We start from the raw sequence: 17299 nt of genomic DNA on the forward strand, positions 1-17299 counted from the left end.
CATGACCCGCCTGCCCGCCCCGCTCCAGCGCGCCCTTGCCAACGGCAGCCTGTACGCCGTACTCGCAGCCCTGGGCTTCAGTTTCAAGGCCATCTTCGTCAAGCTTGCCTATGCCGCAGGCCCGGTGGACGCCATCAGCCTGCTGGCACTGCGCATGGCCCTGTCGCTGCCGCTGTTCGCCTGGCTGGTGTGGGCCAGCCGTGGCCAGGGCGGCGCGCCGCTGAGCGCCGGCGACGGCCTGCGCGTAGCCTTGCTTGGCCTGTTCGGCTACTACCTGGCCAGCCTGTTCGACTTCTACGGCCTGCAATACATCAGTGCCGGGCTCGAGCGGCTGATCCTGTTCACCTACCCGACCCTGGTGCTGGTGATCCAGGCCATCGTCCAGCGCGAACGCCCGACCCTGCGCACCCTGGCGGCCATGGGCCTGTGCTACCTGGGGCTGGGCATCGCCTTTGTCCACGATATCGGCGCCTCGGGCGGCGGCAATGCGGTGCTGGTCGGCTCGCTGTGGGTGTTCGCCAGCGCGGTCACCTATGCCCTGTACTACTCGGGCACCGGCATGATGCTCAAGCGCATGAATTCGATGCGCCTGGCCGGGTTGTGCGGCACCGCCTCCTCGCTGATGGTGCTGGCCCACTACCTGCTGGTGGCCGATGTCGCGCCGCTGCTGCAGCTGCCCGGCACGGTGTGGCTCAACGCAGCATTGATGGCGCTGTTCTCCACGGTGCTGCCGATCTACTGGGTGGCGCTGGCGATCCAGCGCCTCGGGCCCACGCACACGGCGGCGGTGGGCAACCTGGGGCCGGTGCTGACGATGCTGGCCTCATGGCTGATCCTCAGCGAGGCGATCTCCTTGTACCAGGTGGCCGGGTTGGTCCTGGTGCTGTTCGGGGTATCGCGGCTGAAACCGGCGAAAAAGCCAGAGGCGCCAACCGCACCGATTCCGGCCTCGGCGCGGTCCCTGTAGGCGCCATGCATCCGCTGCGGGCACGCATTGCATTTGCCCTGCACGGCGAACCCATGGCATAGAAAGGCTGTCCACGTCCTTACCCGGCCGCATCGCGCCCTCCAGGAGATCTCAATGAGCAAGCCCCCTTATGTCCCGCCCAAGGTCTGGACCTTCGAGGCCCCTTCCGGTGGCCAGTTCGCCAGCATCAACCGCCCGGTGGCCGGCGCCACCCACGACAAGCCGCTGCCCACCGGCAAGCATCCGCTGCAGCTCTACTCCCTGGCCACGCCCAACGGGGTCAAGGTCACCATCCTCCTGGAAGAACTGTTGGCCCTCGGCCACGGCGACGCCGAGTACGACGCGTGGCTGATCCGTATCGGCGAAGGCGACCAGTTCGGCAGCGGCTTCGTGCAGGTCAACCCCAACTCGAAGATCCCCGCCCTGCTCGACCGCAGCGTCGAACCGCCGGTGCGGGTGTTCGAGTCCGGCGCGATCCTGCTGTACCTGGCGGAAAAATTCGGCGCCTTCCTGCCCCAGGACCTGGTCGCACGCACCGAGACCCTCAACTGGCTGTTCTGGCAGATGGGCGCCGCACCTTATCTGGGCGGTGGTTTCGGCCACTTCTACGTCTACGCGCCGGAAAAGTTCGAATACGCGATCAACCGCTTCACCATGGAAGCCAAGCGCCAACTCGACGTGCTCGACCGGCGCCTGGCTGAAAACGCCTACCTGGGCGGCGACGTGTACAGCATCGCCGACATCGCCGTCTGGCCCTGGTATGGCCAACTGGTGCGCGGCAACCTGTACGGCGCGGCCGAGTTCCTCGCGGTGGACGAATACCCCAATGTGCAGCGCTGGGCCGAAGCCATCGCCCAGCGCCCGGCGGTGCAGCGTGGTACCCGCATCAACCGCACCTGGGGCGAGGAAGCCAGCCAGGTGGCGGAGCGCCACGCGGCCAGCGACCTGGAGTGACCCAGTCACCCCGCACATAGCGACGCGTACACCTCATTCGTGTTGCCTATGCCTCGAGGGGCATAGGCAACTGCGCACACCGACCCGCCGTTCGATTGCCTGGCTGCAACCAACCATTTCCCCGCTGCATGCCTGCGCCCATCGGGACCTTCTTGCTACACTCGCCGCCATGATTTTCCACCTGCACAACTGTGGTGACAGCATGATCGAGGTAACCGAGGTTTCCATTGCCGAGCTGCGCGACGCGCTCGAGTCCGGCCGCACGACGGCCGTCGAGCTGGTCAAGGCGTACCTGGCCCGCATCGACGCCTACGACGGCGCCGACACCGCCACGCGGCTCAATGCCGTGGTGGTGCGCAACCCCGAGGCCCTGAAAGAGGCCGAAGCCTCCGATGCCCGCCGTGCCCGTGGCGAAACCCTCGGCCCGCTGGATGGCATCCCCTACACCGCCAAGGACAGCTACCTGGTCAAGGGCCTGACTGCCGCCTCCGGCAGCCCGGCGTTCAAGGACCTGGTCGCCCAGCGCGACGCCTTCACCGTCGAGCGCCTGCGCGCCGGCGGCGCCATCTGCCTGGGCAAGACCAACATGCCGCCGATGGCCAATGGCGGCATGCAGCGTGGCGTGTATGGCCGTGCCGAGAGCCCGTACAACGCCGCCTACCTGACCGCCCCCTTCGCTTCCGGCTCCTCCAACGGTGCCGGCACCGCCACCGCCGCAAGCTTCAGCGCCTTCGGCCTGGCCGAGGAAACCTGGTCCAGTGGCCGCGGCCCGGCCTCGAACAACGGCCTGTGCGCCTACACCCCGTCGCGCGGGGTGATCTCGGTGCGCGGCAACTGGCCGCTGACGCCGACCATGGACGTGGTCGTGCCTTATGCGCGGACCATGGCCGACCTGCTGGAGATCCTCGACGTGGTGGTGGCCGACGACGCCGACAAGCGCGGCGACCTGTGGCGCCTGCAACCCTGGGTGCCGATCCCGGCCGCCTCGAGCGTGCGCCCTGCCTCGTACCTGGACCTGGCCGTGGGCGCCGAGTCGCTCAAGGGCAAGCGCTTCGCGGTGCCACGCATGTACATCAATGCCGACGCCGAAGCCGGCACCTCGGAGAAGCCCGGCATCGGCGGCCCGACCGGCCAGCGCATCCATACCCGTGCCAGCGTGATCGAGCTGTGGCAGCAAGCCCGCCAGGCCCTGGAAGCGGCCGGTGCCGAAGTGGTCGAGACCGACTTCCCGCTGGTCTCCAATTGCGAGGGCGACCGCCCCGGCGCGCCGACCGTGTTCACCCGGGGGATCGTCAGCAAGGAGTTCCTGCATGACGAACTGTGGGAACTGTCCGGCTGGGCCTTCGACGACTTCCTGCGCGCCAACGACGATCCCAAGCTCAACCGCCTGGCCGATGTCGATGGCCCGCAGATCTTCCCCCACGACCCCGGCACCCTGCCCAACCGTGAAGACGACCTCGCCGCCGGCATGGACGAGTACGTCAACATGGCCAAGCGCGGCCTGAAGAGCTGGGACCAGATCGCCACCGTGCCCGATGGCCTGCGCGGCCTGGAAGCCACCCGCAAGCTCGACCTGGAAGACTGGATGGACGCCCAGGGCCTGGACGCGGTGCTGTTCCCCACCGTGGCCGATGTCGGCCCGGCGGATGCTGACGTCAACCCGGCCTCGGCGGACATCGCCTGGAGCAACGGCATCTGGGTGGCCAACGGCAACCTGGCGATCCGTCACCTCGGTGTGCCGACCGTGACCGTGCCGATGGGCGTGATGGCCGACATCGGCATGCCGGTGGGCCTGACCTTCGCGGGCAAGGCGTACAGCGACAACAATCTGTTGAAATTCGCCGCCGCCTTCGAGTCCACCGGCTCGCGCCGCATCGTCCCGCCGCGTACGCCGAAACTGGGCTGACGCACCTGATCGCGGGGTCATCCCGCTCCTGCCTTGAGTAGGAGCGAGATGGCCCCGCGGTTGCTTTTGAGCATTCGAAACTCTCGCCAAATTCAACTTTTTGTGTAATATTCAACACAATATTGAATCTGGTGCCGACCATGCTCACCCTCGCCCACGAACGCCAGCTCACCCTGAACGTGCTCAAGACCGCCCTGCAGGCCTTGGGCAGCGTCGTCCCGCGTAATGTGGAAATCCTTCTGCACGACCTCGAACACCCGGAACGCTCGGTGGTGGCGATCGTCAATGGCGAGCTCTCCGGCCGCCAGGTCGGCAGCCCGATACTCGCCGCTCCCGAACAGGATCAAGGGTTCAAGGCCTTGATGCAGGCCGCCGCCGACCAGCAGGGCTGCGACCCTGTGGTACTGCCCGACTACCCCACCACCCTCAAGGGGCGCAGCCTGCGCAGCGCCACGGCGATCTACCGTGACAGCACCGGCCAGCCCTTCGCCAGCCTGTGCGTGAACACCGACGTCACCGGCCTGGACGCCGCCATGGCATTCCTGCGGCACTTCCAACCGCTGGGCGCCACACCGGCGACGGTGCCAGGCGACGAGCCAGCGGACATGACCGCGTTGATGGCCGGGATCATCCAGGACGCGCTGCAGCGCAGCGGCCAGGGACGGATGACCAAGCAGGCCAAGGTCGAAGCCGTGCGCGTGATGCAGGAGCGCGGCCTGTTCATCGTCAAGGGCGGCGTCGAGAAAGCCGCCGAGGCCCTCGGTGTAACCCGCTACACCGTCTACAACTACCTGGAGCAGCTGCGCGGCGAGCCCGCCGCGGCTGCCCGCGACTGAGCCACGGAGCCCACCATGCCCTTGCATATCCCTACCCCACTGATCGAATCCCGTCCGCTGTCACTGAGCGCCGGCCGCCCGGTGTGGCTCAAGCTCGAAGCCCTGCAACCCTGTGGCTCGTTCAAGCTGCGCGGCGTCGGCCACGCCTGCGAGGTGCACCATGCTCGCGGCGCCCGTCACTTCGTCTCCTCATCCGGCGGCAATGCCGGGCTGGCGGTGGCCTACGCCGGCCGCAAGCTCGGCGTGCCGGTGACCGTGGTGGTGCCCGAGACCACCACCGAACGGGCCAAGGAACTGCTGCGCCTGGAAGACGCCAGCGTGGTGGTGCGCGGCAGCTCCTGGCAGGAAGCCAACGAGCACGCGCAGACCCTGCTGGGCGCGGGTGACGCCTTCATCCACCCGTTCGACGACCCGCTGCTGTGGACCGGCCACGCCAGCATGATCGATGAAGTGGCCCAGGCCGGCTGCAAGCCGGATGCGGTGGTGCTGTCGGTCGGCGGCGGCGGCCTGCTGCGCGGCGTGGTCGAAGGGTTGCAGCGCAATGGCTGGCAGGATGTGCCGGTGCTGGCCGTGGAAACCGAAGGCGCGGCGTCGATGCACGCGGCCATGGCTGCCGGGCACACCGTGGAACTGCCGGGGATCACCTCGGTAGCCACTTCACTGGGGGCCAAGCGGGTGGCCGAACAGGCGCTGGCCTGCACCCGCCAGCACCCGGTGGTCAGCCACCTGGTGAGTGATCGCGAGGCGCTCGACGCCTGCGAACGCCTGCTGCGCGATCACCGCCTGCTGGTGGAGCCGGCCTGCGGCGCGGCGCTGGCCTTGCTCGAACACCCCGACGCAGTGGCGGCCTTTGGCAATGTCCTGGTGATCGTCTGCGGTGGCGCCACCGCAACACTGGAGCAGATCCGCGCCTGGCGCGAAGCCTGCTGATCCGACACAGGCTCGCTTGAACACGAGCCTGGGCAGCTGTCGGCGAACACGTTACCGCTATATACTTTTGAACATATTGATTCAGAAGTACGTGTTTGCCATGCCCAGTATCCGTGATCGCAACCTGCAACTGATCCTCGCCGCCGCCAGCGAGGAATTCGCCCACCATGGTTTCGCCGCCGCCCGGGTCGACGCTATCGCCGCCCGCGCCGGGCTGCCCAGGGCCAACGTGTTCTACTACTTCCGCAACAAACGCCTGCTCTACACCGCAGTGCTCGACCTGGTGATGGAACCCTTGCTGCGCGCCTCGCGCAGCCTGGTGCCGCAGGCTCACCCCGAACAGGCCCTGCCCCGCTACTTCAAGGCCAAGGCCGAGGTGGCGCGCCAACACCCCGGCGCGGTGCGTGTCTGGCTCAAGGAAATGCTGCATGGCGCCCGGCAACTGCCCGGTGAACGCGCCGAGCTGCTGCGCAGCAGTGCCAGGCAGACGCTGGCCTGCCTGGCGCAGTGGATGGAGCGCGGGCTGATCGTGCGGACCACGCCCGAGCACCTGCTGCTGTACCTGTGGTCTACGTCCCTGGCGACCTTCCGCTTCGGCATGGCCCCCGGCAGCTCAGGGCAGATCAAGCCATCCCGCGCCTCGACCCAGGCCCAGGCCGAGCTGCTCTTGCGTGGCCTGCGCCCCACGCCCTTTTTTGCCCATTCGCTATAGCTTAAAGATTATAGCGATAGCTTCAGGCTTGTTCAGCTACCACCCCCTGCAACCGCGCCCACAGCCGCTCGACATGCTCACGCTCGGTGGGCAGCGCCCCCACCGAGACCCGTACCATCCAGCGTCCATCCAGGGTCGCCGGGGTCACATAGGCATCACCCGAGGCGTTGAGGCGCTCGGCCCAGGCGCGGGTGTGGGCATCCAGCGCCTCACCCTCGAGACCTGTCGGGCGATGGCGGATGCACAAGGTCTGCAACTGCACCGGCGCCAATACCTCCCACGCGGGCGCCCCCTCCACCTGCGCGGCCAGCCACTGCGCGTTTTCCAGGTCACGCCGCAGCCGTTGCTGCAGGGCCTCGACACCTTCGCTGCGCAGCATGAACCACAGTTTCAAGGCGCGGAACCGACGCCCCAGGGGAATGCCCCAGTCGCGCAGATTCTTCACCTCGCCATCGACCGCCGACTGCAGGTAGCTGGGGTTGGTGCTCATCACCCGGATCAGGTGCTGCGGGTCACGCACATAGTAGATCGAGCAATCGAAGGCCACGCCCAGCCACTTGTGGGCATTGACCACCACCGAGTCGGCCAGCTCGATGCCGTCCCACATCCAGCGGCATTCCGGGAGGATCATCGCCGAACCGGCCATGGCCGAGTCCACGTGCAGCCACAACTGGTTGGCCTGGGCGATCTCGCCGATCGGGCGCAGCGGGTCCAGCGCGGTGGTGGTGGTGGTGCCGGTGGTGGCAACCACGGCGCAAGGCTGGTTGCCGGCGGCGAGGTCCTGGGCGATGGCTTCGCGCAGCGCCTCCGGGCGCATGGCGTAGTGCGCGTCGGTGGGGATCAGGCGAATGTTTTCACGGCCGAATCCGGCCAGCAGCGCGGCCTTGTCAACCGAGCTGTGGGCATGGGCGCTGACGTAGACCACCAGAGGCTTGCCCTGGGCCTGCAGGCCGCCGCGCACCTGGGCATGGTCGGTGGCACGCTCGCGGGCGCAGATCAGCGCCACCAAGGTACTGGTCGAGGCGGTGTCCTGGATCACCCCGCTCCATTGCCCGCTCAGGCCCAGCAGCTGGCGCAGCCAGTCGAGGGTGGTTTCCTCCAGTTCGCTGAGGGCCGGGCTGGACTGCCACGACAGGCCGAGCACGCCCAGGCCGGTGCTGAGGAAGTCGCCGAGCACCGACGACAGGGTGCCGTTGGAGGGGAAGTAGCCGTAGAAGCCCGGGTGCTGCCAGTGGGACAGGCCGGGCATCACCAGCTTGTCGACGTCGGCGAGGATGGCCTCGAACGGCTCGCCTTGCTGCGGCGCGCCCTGGGGCAGCGCGGCCTTGAGGTAGCCGGGCTCGACCTGGGCCATGACCGGGCGCTCGCCGACGGTCTGGCGGTAGTCGGCGATCAGGTCGATCAGTTGGTGGCCGTATTGGCGGAATTGTTCGGGGGTCATGGGCGGTCTCCTGGCTGACAATACCTCGCAGTCTAGGCCTCCATCACCCGCCGAATAACCCCGCTTCACGCATAGCTGCTATGGCAAAGGCGCATGCCCACCCTGCACGCCGAACTGCGACTGGCGCCACACCTCGAACACCCGGTTACGCAGCCAGCGATGTTCGGCCGAGGCCTGCAGACGCTGATGCCATACCACCCAGTAACGCTGGGTGTGCTCGACAAAGCCCATCGGCCGCCAGCTCAGCCCATGCAACCGCGCCAGTTGCCGGGCGATATGCTCGGGCACCGTGGCCAGCGCCTGGCCGTTGCCGACCACCTGGACCATCGCGCTGAAGAACGGCACCTCCAGGCTGACGCGCCGTTGCAGCCCCTGGGCACGCAGATGGCGGTCGATGAAACTGTCCTTGTCGCCGCCACCGGACACCCGCACGTGCTTGAAGGCCAGGTAGTCATCCTGGCTCAGTTCGGCGCGGGCGCTCAGCGGATGGTCATGGCGCATCAGGCACACCGCCCGATCCTCGCCCAGCAGCCGACCGTGCAGGTTAGGTGGCGACTCATCGAACAGCGTGGTGGCCAGGTCGATCTCGCCGCTGGCGAGCAAGGCGTACTGCCCGGCCTGCCAAGTGCGGTATTCCAGCGATACCCCTGGCGCCTCCTGCTCCAACGCTTTCACCAGCTGCGGCAGCATATGTTCAGCCACGTAGTCCGATGCCGCCAGGCAGAAGCGCCGTTCGCAGCGCGCCGGGTCGAACGCTGCGGGCTGGCGCAGGGTGTTGAGCTCGTCCAGTACCTGGCGCAATGGCTCGACCAGCGTTTCGGCGTGTTCGCTGAGCACATAGCCACGCCCCTGGCGCACCAGCAGCGGGTCGTCGAAAGCCTCGCGCAGGCTGGCCAGCTGGCGGCTCAGCGCCGATTGGCTGCAGCCCAGGCGCTCGGCGGCGTGGCTGAGGTTCTTCAGCTGCAGGAGGCAGTCGAGGGTGCGCAGGTGGGCGAGGCTGAGGGAGGCGAAGGTGGGGTTCATGCAAGCTCCCCTTGGGTGAGTCTAAAGGCCTCATCGCCGGCAAGCCGGCTCCCACAGGCATCTGCGCAACCCTGTGGGAGCCGGCTTGCCGGCGATTGGGCCGCAGAGCGGCCCCTGAAGCACCAATCAGTCAGTCAGGCCAACATAGACGTTCTGCACGTCTTCGTTCTCGTCGATGGCCTCGAGGAAGGCCTCGACCTCGGCCAAGGCTTCGGCGCTCAGGCTGGCCGCACTCACCGGGTTTTTCGGGGTGTAGCCAATCTTCGCCGAGGTGACGGTGAAGCCATGCTCGGGCAGGGCCTTCTGCACGGCATCAAGGTCGGTGGTATCGGTGATGAACAGGGTCGAACCCTCTTCCTCGCCGTCCTCGAAGTCCTGGGCACCGGCTTCGATGGCTGCCATTTCCGGGTCGGCGTCGCCTTCCGGGGTCGCCTCGATCAGGCCGACGTGGTTGAAGTCCCAGGCCACCGAACCGCTGGCACCCAGCTGGCCCTTGCGGAACAAAACGCGGATCTGCGCCACGGTGCGGTTGACGTTGTCGGTCAGGCACTCGACGATCAGCGGCACCTGGTGCGGCGCGAAGCCTTCATAGCTGACGGCATGGTACTGCACGGCCTCGCCGTCCAGACCGGCGCCTTTCTTGATCGCGCGTTCCAGCGTCTCACGGGTCATCGAGGCTTTCTTGGCCTGGACGATGGCCAGGCGCAGGCGCGGGTTCATGTCCGGGTCGGCGCCGGACTTGGCGGCGATCTGGATCTCCTTGGCCAGCTTGCCCATGATCTTGCCCTTGGCGTTGGCCGCCGTTTCTCTATGCTTGGCTTTCCACTGTGCGCCCATATCGACTCTCTTTGTTTCAGCGGCCGGTTCAGGAAGCGACCGGCCAAAAAGTGGGGAGAGTTTATACGCCCTGCGCACCGGGTTCGACAAGAAATCGCATCAGCTTCAGCCCTTGTCGGCCTTCCCCGCCGCCGCCGCGAACTTCGCCAGGCGCACATCCAGCCCGCGTGGACGCACGCCGCGGTCTTCGGCGCGCTCCTTGCGGCGAATGGCGTTGCGCACCATCAGCGACCCCAGGTAGCGCACCGGCTCCGGCGGGAAACGCCCCAGCGGACCCTTGACCAGCGGCGAGCGGGTCCAGGCGTTGTCCAGCCCCAAGGCCAGCGACGAGAGGATCTGCCCGCCCATGTGACACGGCCCCACCCCGCTGCCCGAATAGCCGAAGCCATAGAACACGTTGCCCTGCCCATCGAGCCGGCCAAAGAACGGCAGGCCGGTCACCGAGCGGTCCGACGGCCCGTTCCAGCTCGCCGCCAACGGCACCTCAGCCAGCGCCGGGAAGAACTCGGCCAGGCTGTCACGCAGCAACGGCTGATACGGCGACGGCTGGTCGAACACCGGCAGCATGCGCCCGCCGTAGGCAAAGGTATTGCCGCCCTTGCCGAGCATCAGCCGACCGTCGGAGGTGTTGTGGTAGTAGTGCACGAAGATCCGCGAGTCGAGCACGCTGACGCCGCTGTCCAGGCCGATCTGACGCAGCAGCTCGGGGCACGGCTCGGTGATGACCATGTCGCTGGAGACGATCGCCACGCTGCGCTCGAACTGCGGGAAAGCCCGCGCCATCCAGGCATTGAGGCCCAACACCACGCGGTCGGCGCGGATGGTGCCGGCCCGGGTGCGCACCTGTGCCGGCGCGCCATGCTCCAGGCCGGTCATCGCCGTGCCTTCGTGGATGCGCACGCCACGCTGCAAGGCTACCCGGCGCAAGCCGCGCACCAGACGCCCCGGCTGTACCGTGGCCGCGGCCGGCGAGTACCAGCCCTCCAGATGCCGCTGGGAGCCGGCCAGGCGCTGCACCTGTTCCAGCGCCAGGCGCTGGAACGAGTTGATGCCGTGGCGCTCCAGCGCGGCGATCACCGCATCGGTGCCGCCGAGCTGGGCCTGGTTGGTGGCGGTGTAGAGCGTGCCGTCCATGCGGAAGTCGCAGCGGATGCCATTGGCCGCGCAGAACTCGCCGATGGCGCCGATGCTGCGTTCGGACTCGCCCACCAGGCGCACCGCCTCGGCCACCCCGAACAACCGTTCGAGGGTGAAGTACTTGGCCGACCAGGACAGCGCGCAGCCACCGTTGCGCCCGCTGGCCCCGGCGCCGCAGATGTCGGCCTCGATCAGCAGCACCTCCAGCTGCGGCGCCTGTTCCTTGATCATCAAGGCAGTCCACAACCCGGTGTAGCCACCGCCGACGATGCACACGTCGCAGCGCGCATCGCCGGCGAGCGGCGGGCACAGGGCCTCGTCTTCCTGGTCCAGGGCCTGTTGCAGCCAGAAGGGTCTCATCTGCTCGCTTTCCTCTAGGTACGCAGTGGCTTGATCGCCATGCCGGTATTGGGGGCCACGTCGGTGGCCTGGGGGGCCGTCGCCGGCCGGCTGTTCCAGTGCGGCAGCAGCACCAGGGCGGAGAACAGCGCGGTGCCGGCGAAGACGATGAATACCGTGACGCTGTCGAAGTAGCCCGGCAGCAAGCCGCCAAGCACCGCGCCCACCGAGCCGCAGCCGTTGACGAAACCGGCCGCGGTGGCGCCGGCCTTGGCCGTGCCGAAGTCGATGGCCGCGGCGCCGCTGATCATCGAGTCCGGGCCGTAGAGGGTCAGGCCCATGACGAACAGCAAGGCCACCACCAGCGCCACGCTACCGCTGTGCATCGCCGCCATGAAGCCGGCCAGGGTCAGGGTCAGCAGCACCAGGCTGATCACGCAGGCCGGCATGCGCCGGGCACCGAACAGCTTGTCCGAGGCCAGGCCGATGAGGATCGGCCCGAGCAGCCCGGCCAGCTCGAACGCCGTGGGAATGATCGCCGCGCCGACCTTGCCCACCGAGGGCATCTGCTCGAAGACGATCACCGGCCCCCACAGCAGGATGGCGTAGCGCGCCGGCTTGAGCATGAAGTAGGCCAGGCCCAGGGTCAGCACCGTGCGGTTGCGCAGGATCTCGCGCAACGGCGCCCACACGCTGCACAGGTTCGCCCCTGGGGCCATGCTCTGTGGCTCGGGCTCCACCGCCGGCAGGCCGACGTCCTCGGGCTTGTTGCGCTGGAAGATGAAGAACAGCACCGCCACCACGGCCACCACCACGGCACTGGAGAAGAATGCCGCGTGCCAGGTGCCGACCAGGGTGTAGGCCCACCAGCCGGCGAACGGCGAGGCCACCAGGCCACCGAAGGCGTAGCACGAACTCCACAGCCCCAGTACCCGTCCGCGCTGGGACGCCGGGAAGAAACTGCCGATGTTCTTGCACAAGCCCGCCCAGCCGGTGGACTGCGCCAGCCCCTGGACCAGCATGCAGGTAGCGAAGATCGGGAAGGTTGCGTAACTGCCCATCACCACCGCGGCGGCCGACGAGATCAGCAGCCCGCCGAGCACCACCACGCGCGGCCCGAAGCGATCGGCGAGCATGCCCCAGGTGAACTGGCCCACGGCGTAAGCGGCCAGGTAGATGGCGTCGAGGTTGGCCATGGCGGCCTTGTCCAGCATGAAGGTCGGGTCTTCGCCGATGCCGAGCTTGGCCACCGAGAAGGCCTTGCGGGTGAAGTAGAAGGCGGCATAGGCCAGCCAGGTGATCGCGAAAATCTGCACGCGCCAGCGCTTGATGGCGCCCAGGGATTGGTTCATTTGACTCTGACCTCTTGTTTGAGTGTGCCGGCAGAATGTGAAGAAACGCCTGTCTTGTTGTTGTGTTGCGCACTGCGTGACGGAGGGACGTCACCTGGTCAGATGGCGGTGGTGCCGCCATGGCCGACATGCCGCTGCTCGTGGCAGAGGCGTCGGGTTGAAACACATGGAAACAGCTGCTGACTGATAAATAAAATCGATTTATCGTATTTCACACATAAGCCCAGCTTGTAAGCGGAGTGTTCGATGTCGGTTTCCCACGCTCAACTCAAGGCCTTCCACGCGGTTGCCGAGCAAGGCAGCTTTACCCGCGCGGCGCAAAAGCTGTTTCTCACCCAGCCGGCGGTGTCCGACCAGGTGCGCAAACTGGAGGAGCGCTTTGGCGTTTTGCTGTTTCACCGCAACAAACGCTCGGTGCAGTTGACCGACCTGGGCGAGCGCCTGCTCGGCGTCACCCAGCGCCTGTTCGCCTGCGAGGCCGAGGCCCAGGAGCTATTGCAGGACTCACGCGCCCTGCACACCGGCAGCCTGACGCTGGCGGTGGACGCGCCAGTGCATGTGCTGCCGCAGATTGCCCGGTTCTGCCAGCGCTATCCGGGGATCCAGGTGAAGATCGAGACCGGCAACACCGATGAGTCGCTGGCGCGGCTGTTCAGCTACCAGGCTGACCTGGCCCTGCTCGGGTGCGATGTCGATGACGAGCGGCTGTTCTGCGTGCCGATGCGGCGCGACCCGATGGTGGCGTTCGTCTCGCACCAGCATCCCTGGGCCAGCCGTGGGCAGATCAGCCTGGCAGACTTGGACGATACGCCGCTGGTGCTGCGCGAGCCGGGGTCGGTGACGCGGCAGACGCTGGAGGAGGAGATGCAGCGGGCGGGGTTGCGGATTCGCTCGGCGATCCAGGTCGAAGGGCGGGAGGCGGCGCGGGAGGCGGTGGTCGTGGGGATTGGTGTGGGGGTGGTGTCCGCGGCTGAATTCGGGGCCGATGCTCGGGTTTGTGCTTTGCCGATTGTGGATTGTCAGCGGCATTTGACGGAGACGTTGGTGTGTTTGCAGGAACAGCGGATGCGGCGGGTGGTGGCTACGTTTTTGGAGATGGTTTTGGAGGGGGGTTAGGGTCTGGGTCTGGGTGATTGTTTTGGGACTTGTATGCGCATTCGTAGACGGTGCTGACATTTAGTCACCTTTCCGCCCTTACGGCGGCCTACTTTGGTCTTGGCCAAAGTAGGCAAAACCGTTCGGCTCCGTTCATACGGCCCCTGCGCTTCGCTCCGGGGTTCCCTCGCTCCGTTCTTGCTCCCGGGAGTACCGCGCTGAACGCCCCATCCTGGGGCGCAGCGCTTGACGGCCATCCATGGCCGTCACCTCCCTTCGCAAGAACTCCGCTCGGCCTCCTGAAGTCGCAATTTGTGGCGCCTGAACTATCGCGCGCTTAGAAGCAAGATCAAGAGCAGATATTTTGGTTTATTAGTGGATGAAGTGTTGTTCTTCATTACGCCATCGCGGGGCAAGCCCGCTCCCACGATAGTTTAACTATCACTCAACGTGGGAGCAGGCTTGCCCCGCGATGGTGTTCCAGAGTTCCCACGATGGCAACTAGCGACTAGCTGCGCTAGTGCAGGCGCCGCCCGTAACTTCGCGACTTCAGGAGGCCGAACGCAGGACTTGCGGAGGGAGGTGACGGGCATGGATGCCCGTCAAGCGCTGCGCCCCAGGATGGGGCGTTCAGCGCGGTCCTCCCGGGAGCAAGGCCGGAGTGAGGGAACCCGGAGCGAAGCGGAGGGCCGGATGAATGGAGCGCAACGGCTTTGCTTACTTTGGCCAAGACCAAAGTAAGCCGCCGTAAGGGCGGAAAGGTGAATAAGCGTCGACATCGCAAATGAATGCGCATACAACTATCAAAACAATTACCCCAAACTCAAAACCGAAAAACCGAAAAACCGAAAAACCGAAAAACCATGACAAACTAACCCATCTCCCCCAGCAAGGCCCCACCCACCATGTTCCACCGCCTGGCCGCCGACACCCTGGTCCTGTTCCACCTCTCGTTCATCCTGCTCGTCCTGTTCGGCGGCCTGCTGGTGCTCTGGCGCCGCCGCGCCCTGCTGATCCACCTCCCCGCCCTAGCCTGGGGCCTGGCCGTGGAAGGCCTGCACCTGGAGTGCCCCCTCACCGACTGGGAAAACCACCTGCGTAAAGCCGCCGGCGACGCCGGCTACCACGGCGGTTTCGTCGAACACTACATCTGGCCCGTGATCTACCCCGCCGGCCTGACCCCACAGATCCAGCTGTGGCTGGGCACCATTGTGCTGGCGCTCAACCTCGGCATCTACACCTATGTGCTATGGCACCTATCGCGTGGCCACCACAAATAGCCGCGGGAACGGCAACAACACCCGACCGTCGCTGGCCGCCGGGTAGTCATGCTGCATGGCCTGCAGGTACAACTGCAGAAAACCCGCCTGTTCCTGCTCATCCAGCCGCGCCAGGTAAGGCCGCAACGCCGATCCCTTGAACCACTCCACCACCGCCTCGGCGCCACCGATCAAGGGGTGGTGATAGGTGGTGCGCCACACATCCACCCGCGCGCACAAAGGGCTGAGCAGGTCGTAATAGAAACCTGCGTTGTGCCGCGGCGGCAGGCTGAAGTCAGCGAACTTGTCAGCCCAAGGTCCTTGGCTGGCAATCTCGCGCAAGCGGCGATGAGCCGGCTCGTCGAGGTTGTCCGGCGTCTGCACGGCCAGGCTCGCACCTTCGTTCAGCTGCCGCACCAGATGCGGATAGAGGCTGGCATGGTCCGGCACCCACTGCAGCGAAGCGTTGGCAAGAATCAGGTCCTGGGGCACCTGGGCCGCCCAGCCGGCGATCTCGCCAATCTCGCAACGCACCCGTGGAATGCTCAACCGTGGCCGCTGCCGGGCCTTGTCGACCATGTCCGGATCGCTGTCCAGGGCGACGACCTGCGCATCAGGGCAACGTTGCAGCAACACTTCGGTGGAGTTGCCCGGACCGCAGCCAAGGTCGGTGGCGTGGCGCACCGGGCGCGTCGGCACGGCGGCAAGCAGGTCGCGTACGGCGCGAGTGCGTTCGTCTTCGAACAGCGAATACTGGGTGGCGGACCAGGACATGGGACACTCCTTGTAGGGCAATTGCGTGCAGCATAAGCCATGTCGGCACCCCACAGCGTAGGGATGATCCGATTGGCGCAGGCGAAAACGGAAACGGCCGGTCCCTTGACGGGTACCGGCCGTTGCGCGCGGCGCTACCGTATTCAGTGACGCTTGGCGGTACGCATCTGGTGCACCACGCCCATGGCCACCACGATGGCCGCGGCGATGCCGGTGGAGATCACCAGGATCTGGTAGTCAGGCATGAAGGCCATGGTCACCAGCGCCGCCACGATGAACACGATCACCAGGTAGGTCAGCCACGGGAACAACCACATCTTCAGGCGCACTTCCTTGCCCTCGGCCACCAGCTTGCGACGCATGCGCAGTTGCGAGAAGGCAATCACCAGGTACACCAGCAGGGCGATCATGCCGGTGGTGTTCATCAGCGTTTCCAGCACGTCTTTCGGGCGCAGGGTGTCGCTGAAGTTGATCAGCGCGCAGAACACTGCCACCAGGCACGAGCCGATGATCGCGTTCACCGGTACGCCGGTGCCGGTGCGGGTGAACTTGAACAGGCGCGGCGCATCGCCACGCTGGGCCAGGGAGAACAGCATGCGCGAGGCGGTGTAGTGGCCGGAGATCAGGCAGCTGCTCACCGAGGTCAGCACCACGAAGTTCATCAGCAGCTCGGCATACGGCACGCCCAGCAGCTCCAGGGTGCGTCGGTAGGCGCCATAACCGGAGACGCCCAGGTGCGGGTCGTTCCACGGCACCAGGCAGACGATCAGGAAGATCGAGCCGACATAGAACAGGCACACCCGCCAGACCACCGAGTTGGTCGCCTTGACGATCTGGGTGGCAGGGTCCTTCGCTTCGGAGGCGGCGATGGTGACGATCTCGGCGCCGAGGAAGGCGAACATCACCCCCAGCAAGGCGCCGATCACCGTGGTGATGCCGTTGGGCATGAAGCCTTCGGCGGTCAGGTGGCTGATGCCGCGCACCTCGCCGAACTGCCAGACGTTCATCACTGCGGCGGTGCACACCACCAGGAAGCAGACGATCGCCACCACCTTGATCAGCGCGAACCAGAACTCGAACTCGCCGTAGTGCTTGACGTTGAAGAAGTTGACGGTGATCAGCAGCAGGGTCGTGGCCAGCACGAACACGTTGACGCTCACGTCCGGGAAGAAGCCGTGCAGGATCTTGCCCGCCACGTAGGCCTCCCAGGCCATGAGGATCACCCAGTACCACCAGTACAGCCAGCCGATGGTGAAACCGGCCCAACGGCCAATGGCGCGGTCGGCGTAGGTGGAGAACGAGCCGGTGTCCGGCGACGAAGTCGCCATTTCACCCAGCATGCGCATGATCAGCACCACCAGGATGCCGCCGGCCAGGTATGCCAGGACAGCCGCCGGGCCGGCGCTGTGGATCACGCTGCCGGAACCGACGAACAAGGCGCCGCCGATCACCCCGGCGATGGACATCATCGTCAGGTGGCGCGACTTGAGCGAGGCACTGAGCTTGCTCTCGTGCCCATCCTTCGCGGTGGTGGATGTGGATGTTGCGTCCATCAGTTATTTACCCCGTGCTTCTTTTTATCCAAGGAAAAACTGTGAAACCCCGATGGTTATCGGTCTCACCTGTACATCAGTGCTACTGCGGGCAGGGAGGTGTGCGCGAGCACACGCAGGCCATCCGTGGCGGCCTGCTTACGCGGCCAGAGGCGACCCTCTGGACGAACTGAACCATGCTGGG

General features: G+C 66.3%; 15 protein-coding genes. 8 read left to right on the forward strand and 7 right to left on the reverse strand.

What is annotated here, in order from left to right; genetic code table 11:
* Position 1: 1 nt before the first annotated feature.
* The 6 genes from LOY42_RS15520 to LOY42_RS15545 all read left to right on the forward strand — a co-directional run bounded on the left by LOY42_RS15520 (position 2) and on the right by LOY42_RS15545 (position 6305).
* Positions 2 to 967 carry a DMT family transporter gene (locus LOY42_RS15520; protein WP_110701603.1) on the forward strand — a complete coding sequence of 322 codons (966 nt, stop codon included), beginning with the start codon at positions 2 to 4 and terminating at the stop codon, positions 965 to 967.
* Between the two features lie 114 nt (positions 968 to 1081).
* The gene (gene yghU, locus LOY42_RS15525; protein WP_258598232.1) at positions 1082 to 1921 is read left to right on the forward strand and encodes a glutathione-dependent disulfide-bond oxidoreductase; all 840 of its coding nucleotides are present in this window, start codon (positions 1082 to 1084) and stop codon (positions 1919 to 1921) included.
* A gap of 202 nt (positions 1922 to 2123) precedes the next feature.
* Positions 2124 to 3827 carry an amidase gene (locus LOY42_RS15530; RefSeq protein WP_139670159.1) on the forward strand — a complete coding sequence of 568 codons (1704 nt, stop codon included), beginning with the start codon at positions 2124 to 2126 and terminating at the stop codon, positions 3825 to 3827.
* A 140-nt stretch (positions 3828 to 3967) separates the two neighbouring features.
* Positions 3968 to 4663, forward strand: coding sequence for a transcriptional regulator (locus LOY42_RS15535; protein ID WP_139670157.1), 696 nt, complete (start codon positions 3968 to 3970; stop codon positions 4661 to 4663).
* Positions 4664 to 4678: 15 nt separating this feature from the next.
* Complete coding sequence (locus LOY42_RS15540; protein ID WP_139670155.1) at positions 4679 to 5593, forward strand: pyridoxal-phosphate dependent enzyme; 915 nt, start codon at positions 4679 to 4681, stop codon at positions 5591 to 5593.
* A gap of 100 nt (positions 5594 to 5693) precedes the next feature.
* Complete coding sequence (locus tag LOY42_RS15545) at positions 5694 to 6305, forward strand: TetR family transcriptional regulator C-terminal domain-containing protein (protein ID WP_139670152.1); 612 nt, start codon at positions 5694 to 5696, stop codon at positions 6303 to 6305.
* Positions 6306 to 6327: 22 nt separating this feature from the next.
* Here the strand turns inward: LOY42_RS15545 and LOY42_RS15550 are convergent, their stop codons facing one another.
* The 5 genes from LOY42_RS15550 to LOY42_RS15570 form a co-directional block, all read right to left on the reverse strand.
* A complete protein-coding gene (locus LOY42_RS15550) occupies positions 6328 to 7746 on the reverse strand; it encodes a DOPA decarboxylase (protein WP_139670150.1) in 1419 nt (472 codons plus the stop codon).
* 78 nt (positions 7747 to 7824) lie between these two features.
* A complete protein-coding gene (locus LOY42_RS15555) occupies positions 7825 to 8769 on the reverse strand; it encodes a LysR family transcriptional regulator (protein ID WP_258598238.1) in 945 nt (314 codons plus the stop codon).
* A 126-nt stretch (positions 8770 to 8895) separates the two neighbouring features.
* Positions 8896 to 9606, reverse strand: a complete 711-nt coding sequence (locus tag LOY42_RS15560) for a YebC/PmpR family DNA-binding transcriptional regulator (protein WP_023631852.1) — start codon at positions 9604 to 9606, stop codon at positions 8896 to 8898.
* A gap of 105 nt (positions 9607 to 9711) precedes the next feature.
* Positions 9712 to 11103: an FAD-dependent oxidoreductase gene (locus LOY42_RS15565; protein ID WP_258598240.1), complete on the reverse strand. Its 1392-nt coding sequence runs from the start codon at positions 11101 to 11103 to the stop codon at positions 9712 to 9714.
* Between the two features lie 14 nt (positions 11104 to 11117).
* Complete coding sequence (locus LOY42_RS15570) at positions 11118 to 12434, reverse strand: MFS transporter (RefSeq protein ID WP_110701583.1); 1317 nt, start codon at positions 12432 to 12434, stop codon at positions 11118 to 11120.
* A gap of 246 nt (positions 12435 to 12680) precedes the next feature.
* Here LOY42_RS15570 and LOY42_RS15575 point away from each other — a divergent pair, with 246 nt between their 5' ends.
* Positions 12681 to 13550, forward strand: a complete 870-nt coding sequence (locus LOY42_RS15575) for a LysR substrate-binding domain-containing protein (protein WP_258598243.1) — start codon at positions 12681 to 12683, stop codon at positions 13548 to 13550.
* Positions 13551 to 14434: 884 nt separating this feature from the next.
* Positions 14435 to 14809, forward strand: coding sequence for a DUF2784 domain-containing protein (locus tag LOY42_RS15580; RefSeq protein ID WP_102685406.1), 375 nt, complete (start codon positions 14435 to 14437; stop codon positions 14807 to 14809).
* Here the strand turns inward: LOY42_RS15580 and tam are convergent.
* Positions 14786 to 15562 (reverse strand): trans-aconitate 2-methyltransferase, encoded by a 777-nt coding sequence (tam, locus tag LOY42_RS15585; protein WP_046856037.1) that lies wholly within the window; start codon positions 15560 to 15562, stop codon positions 14786 to 14788. The genes LOY42_RS15580 and tam overlap by 24 nt on opposite strands.
* Before the next feature lie 143 nt (positions 15563 to 15705).
* Positions 15706 to 17115 carry an amino acid permease gene (locus LOY42_RS15590; protein ID WP_046856038.1) on the reverse strand — a complete coding sequence of 470 codons (1410 nt, stop codon included), beginning with the start codon at positions 17113 to 17115 and terminating at the stop codon, positions 15706 to 15708.
* Positions 17116 to 17299 lie beyond the last annotated feature (184 nt).

The sequence above is a fragment of the Pseudomonas sp. B21-023 genome (genome assembly GCF_024749165.1).
In the GTDB taxonomy this organism is placed as follows: Bacteria; Pseudomonadota; Gammaproteobacteria; order Pseudomonadales; family Pseudomonadaceae; genus Aquipseudomonas.

Coding starts and splice junctions, on each gene's coding strand:
- LOY42_RS15535 (WP_139670157.1), top strand. CDS start 3,968: ATGCTCACCCTCGCCCACGAACGCCAGCTCACCCTGAACGTGCTCAAG.
- LOY42_RS15590 (WP_046856038.1), bottom strand. CDS start 17,115: ATGGACGCAACATCCACATCCACCACCGCGAAGGATGGGCACGAGAGC.
- LOY42_RS15565 (WP_258598240.1), bottom strand. CDS start 11,103: ATGAGACCCTTCTGGCTGCAACAGGCCCTGGACCAGGAAGACGAGGCC.
- LOY42_RS15520 (WP_110701603.1), top strand. CDS start 2: ATGACCCGCCTGCCCGCCCCGCTCCAGCGCGCCCTTGCCAACGGCAGC.
- LOY42_RS15570 (WP_110701583.1), bottom strand. CDS start 12,434: ATGAACCAATCCCTGGGCGCCATCAAGCGCTGGCGCGTGCAGATTTTC.
- LOY42_RS15555 (WP_258598238.1), bottom strand. CDS start 8,769: ATGAACCCCACCTTCGCCTCCCTCAGCCTCGCCCACCTGCGCACCCTC.
- LOY42_RS15580 (WP_102685406.1), top strand. CDS start 14,435: ATGTTCCACCGCCTGGCCGCCGACACCCTGGTCCTGTTCCACCTCTCG.
- LOY42_RS15550 (WP_139670150.1), bottom strand. CDS start 7,746: ATGACCCCCGAACAATTCCGCCAATACGGCCACCAACTGATCGACCTG.
- LOY42_RS15575 (WP_258598243.1), top strand. CDS start 12,681: ATGTCGGTTTCCCACGCTCAACTCAAGGCCTTCCACGCGGTTGCCGAG.
- LOY42_RS15560 (WP_023631852.1), bottom strand. CDS start 9,606: ATGGGCGCACAGTGGAAAGCCAAGCATAGAGAAACGGCGGCCAACGCC.
- LOY42_RS15540 (WP_139670155.1), top strand. CDS start 4,679: ATGCCCTTGCATATCCCTACCCCACTGATCGAATCCCGTCCGCTGTCA.
- LOY42_RS15530 (WP_139670159.1), top strand. CDS start 2,124: ATGATCGAGGTAACCGAGGTTTCCATTGCCGAGCTGCGCGACGCGCTC.
- tam (WP_046856037.1), bottom strand. CDS start 15,562: ATGTCCTGGTCCGCCACCCAGTATTCGCTGTTCGAAGACGAACGCACT.
- yghU (WP_258598232.1), top strand. CDS start 1,082: ATGAGCAAGCCCCCTTATGTCCCGCCCAAGGTCTGGACCTTCGAGGCC.
- LOY42_RS15545 (WP_139670152.1), top strand. CDS start 5,694: ATGCCCAGTATCCGTGATCGCAACCTGCAACTGATCCTCGCCGCCGCC.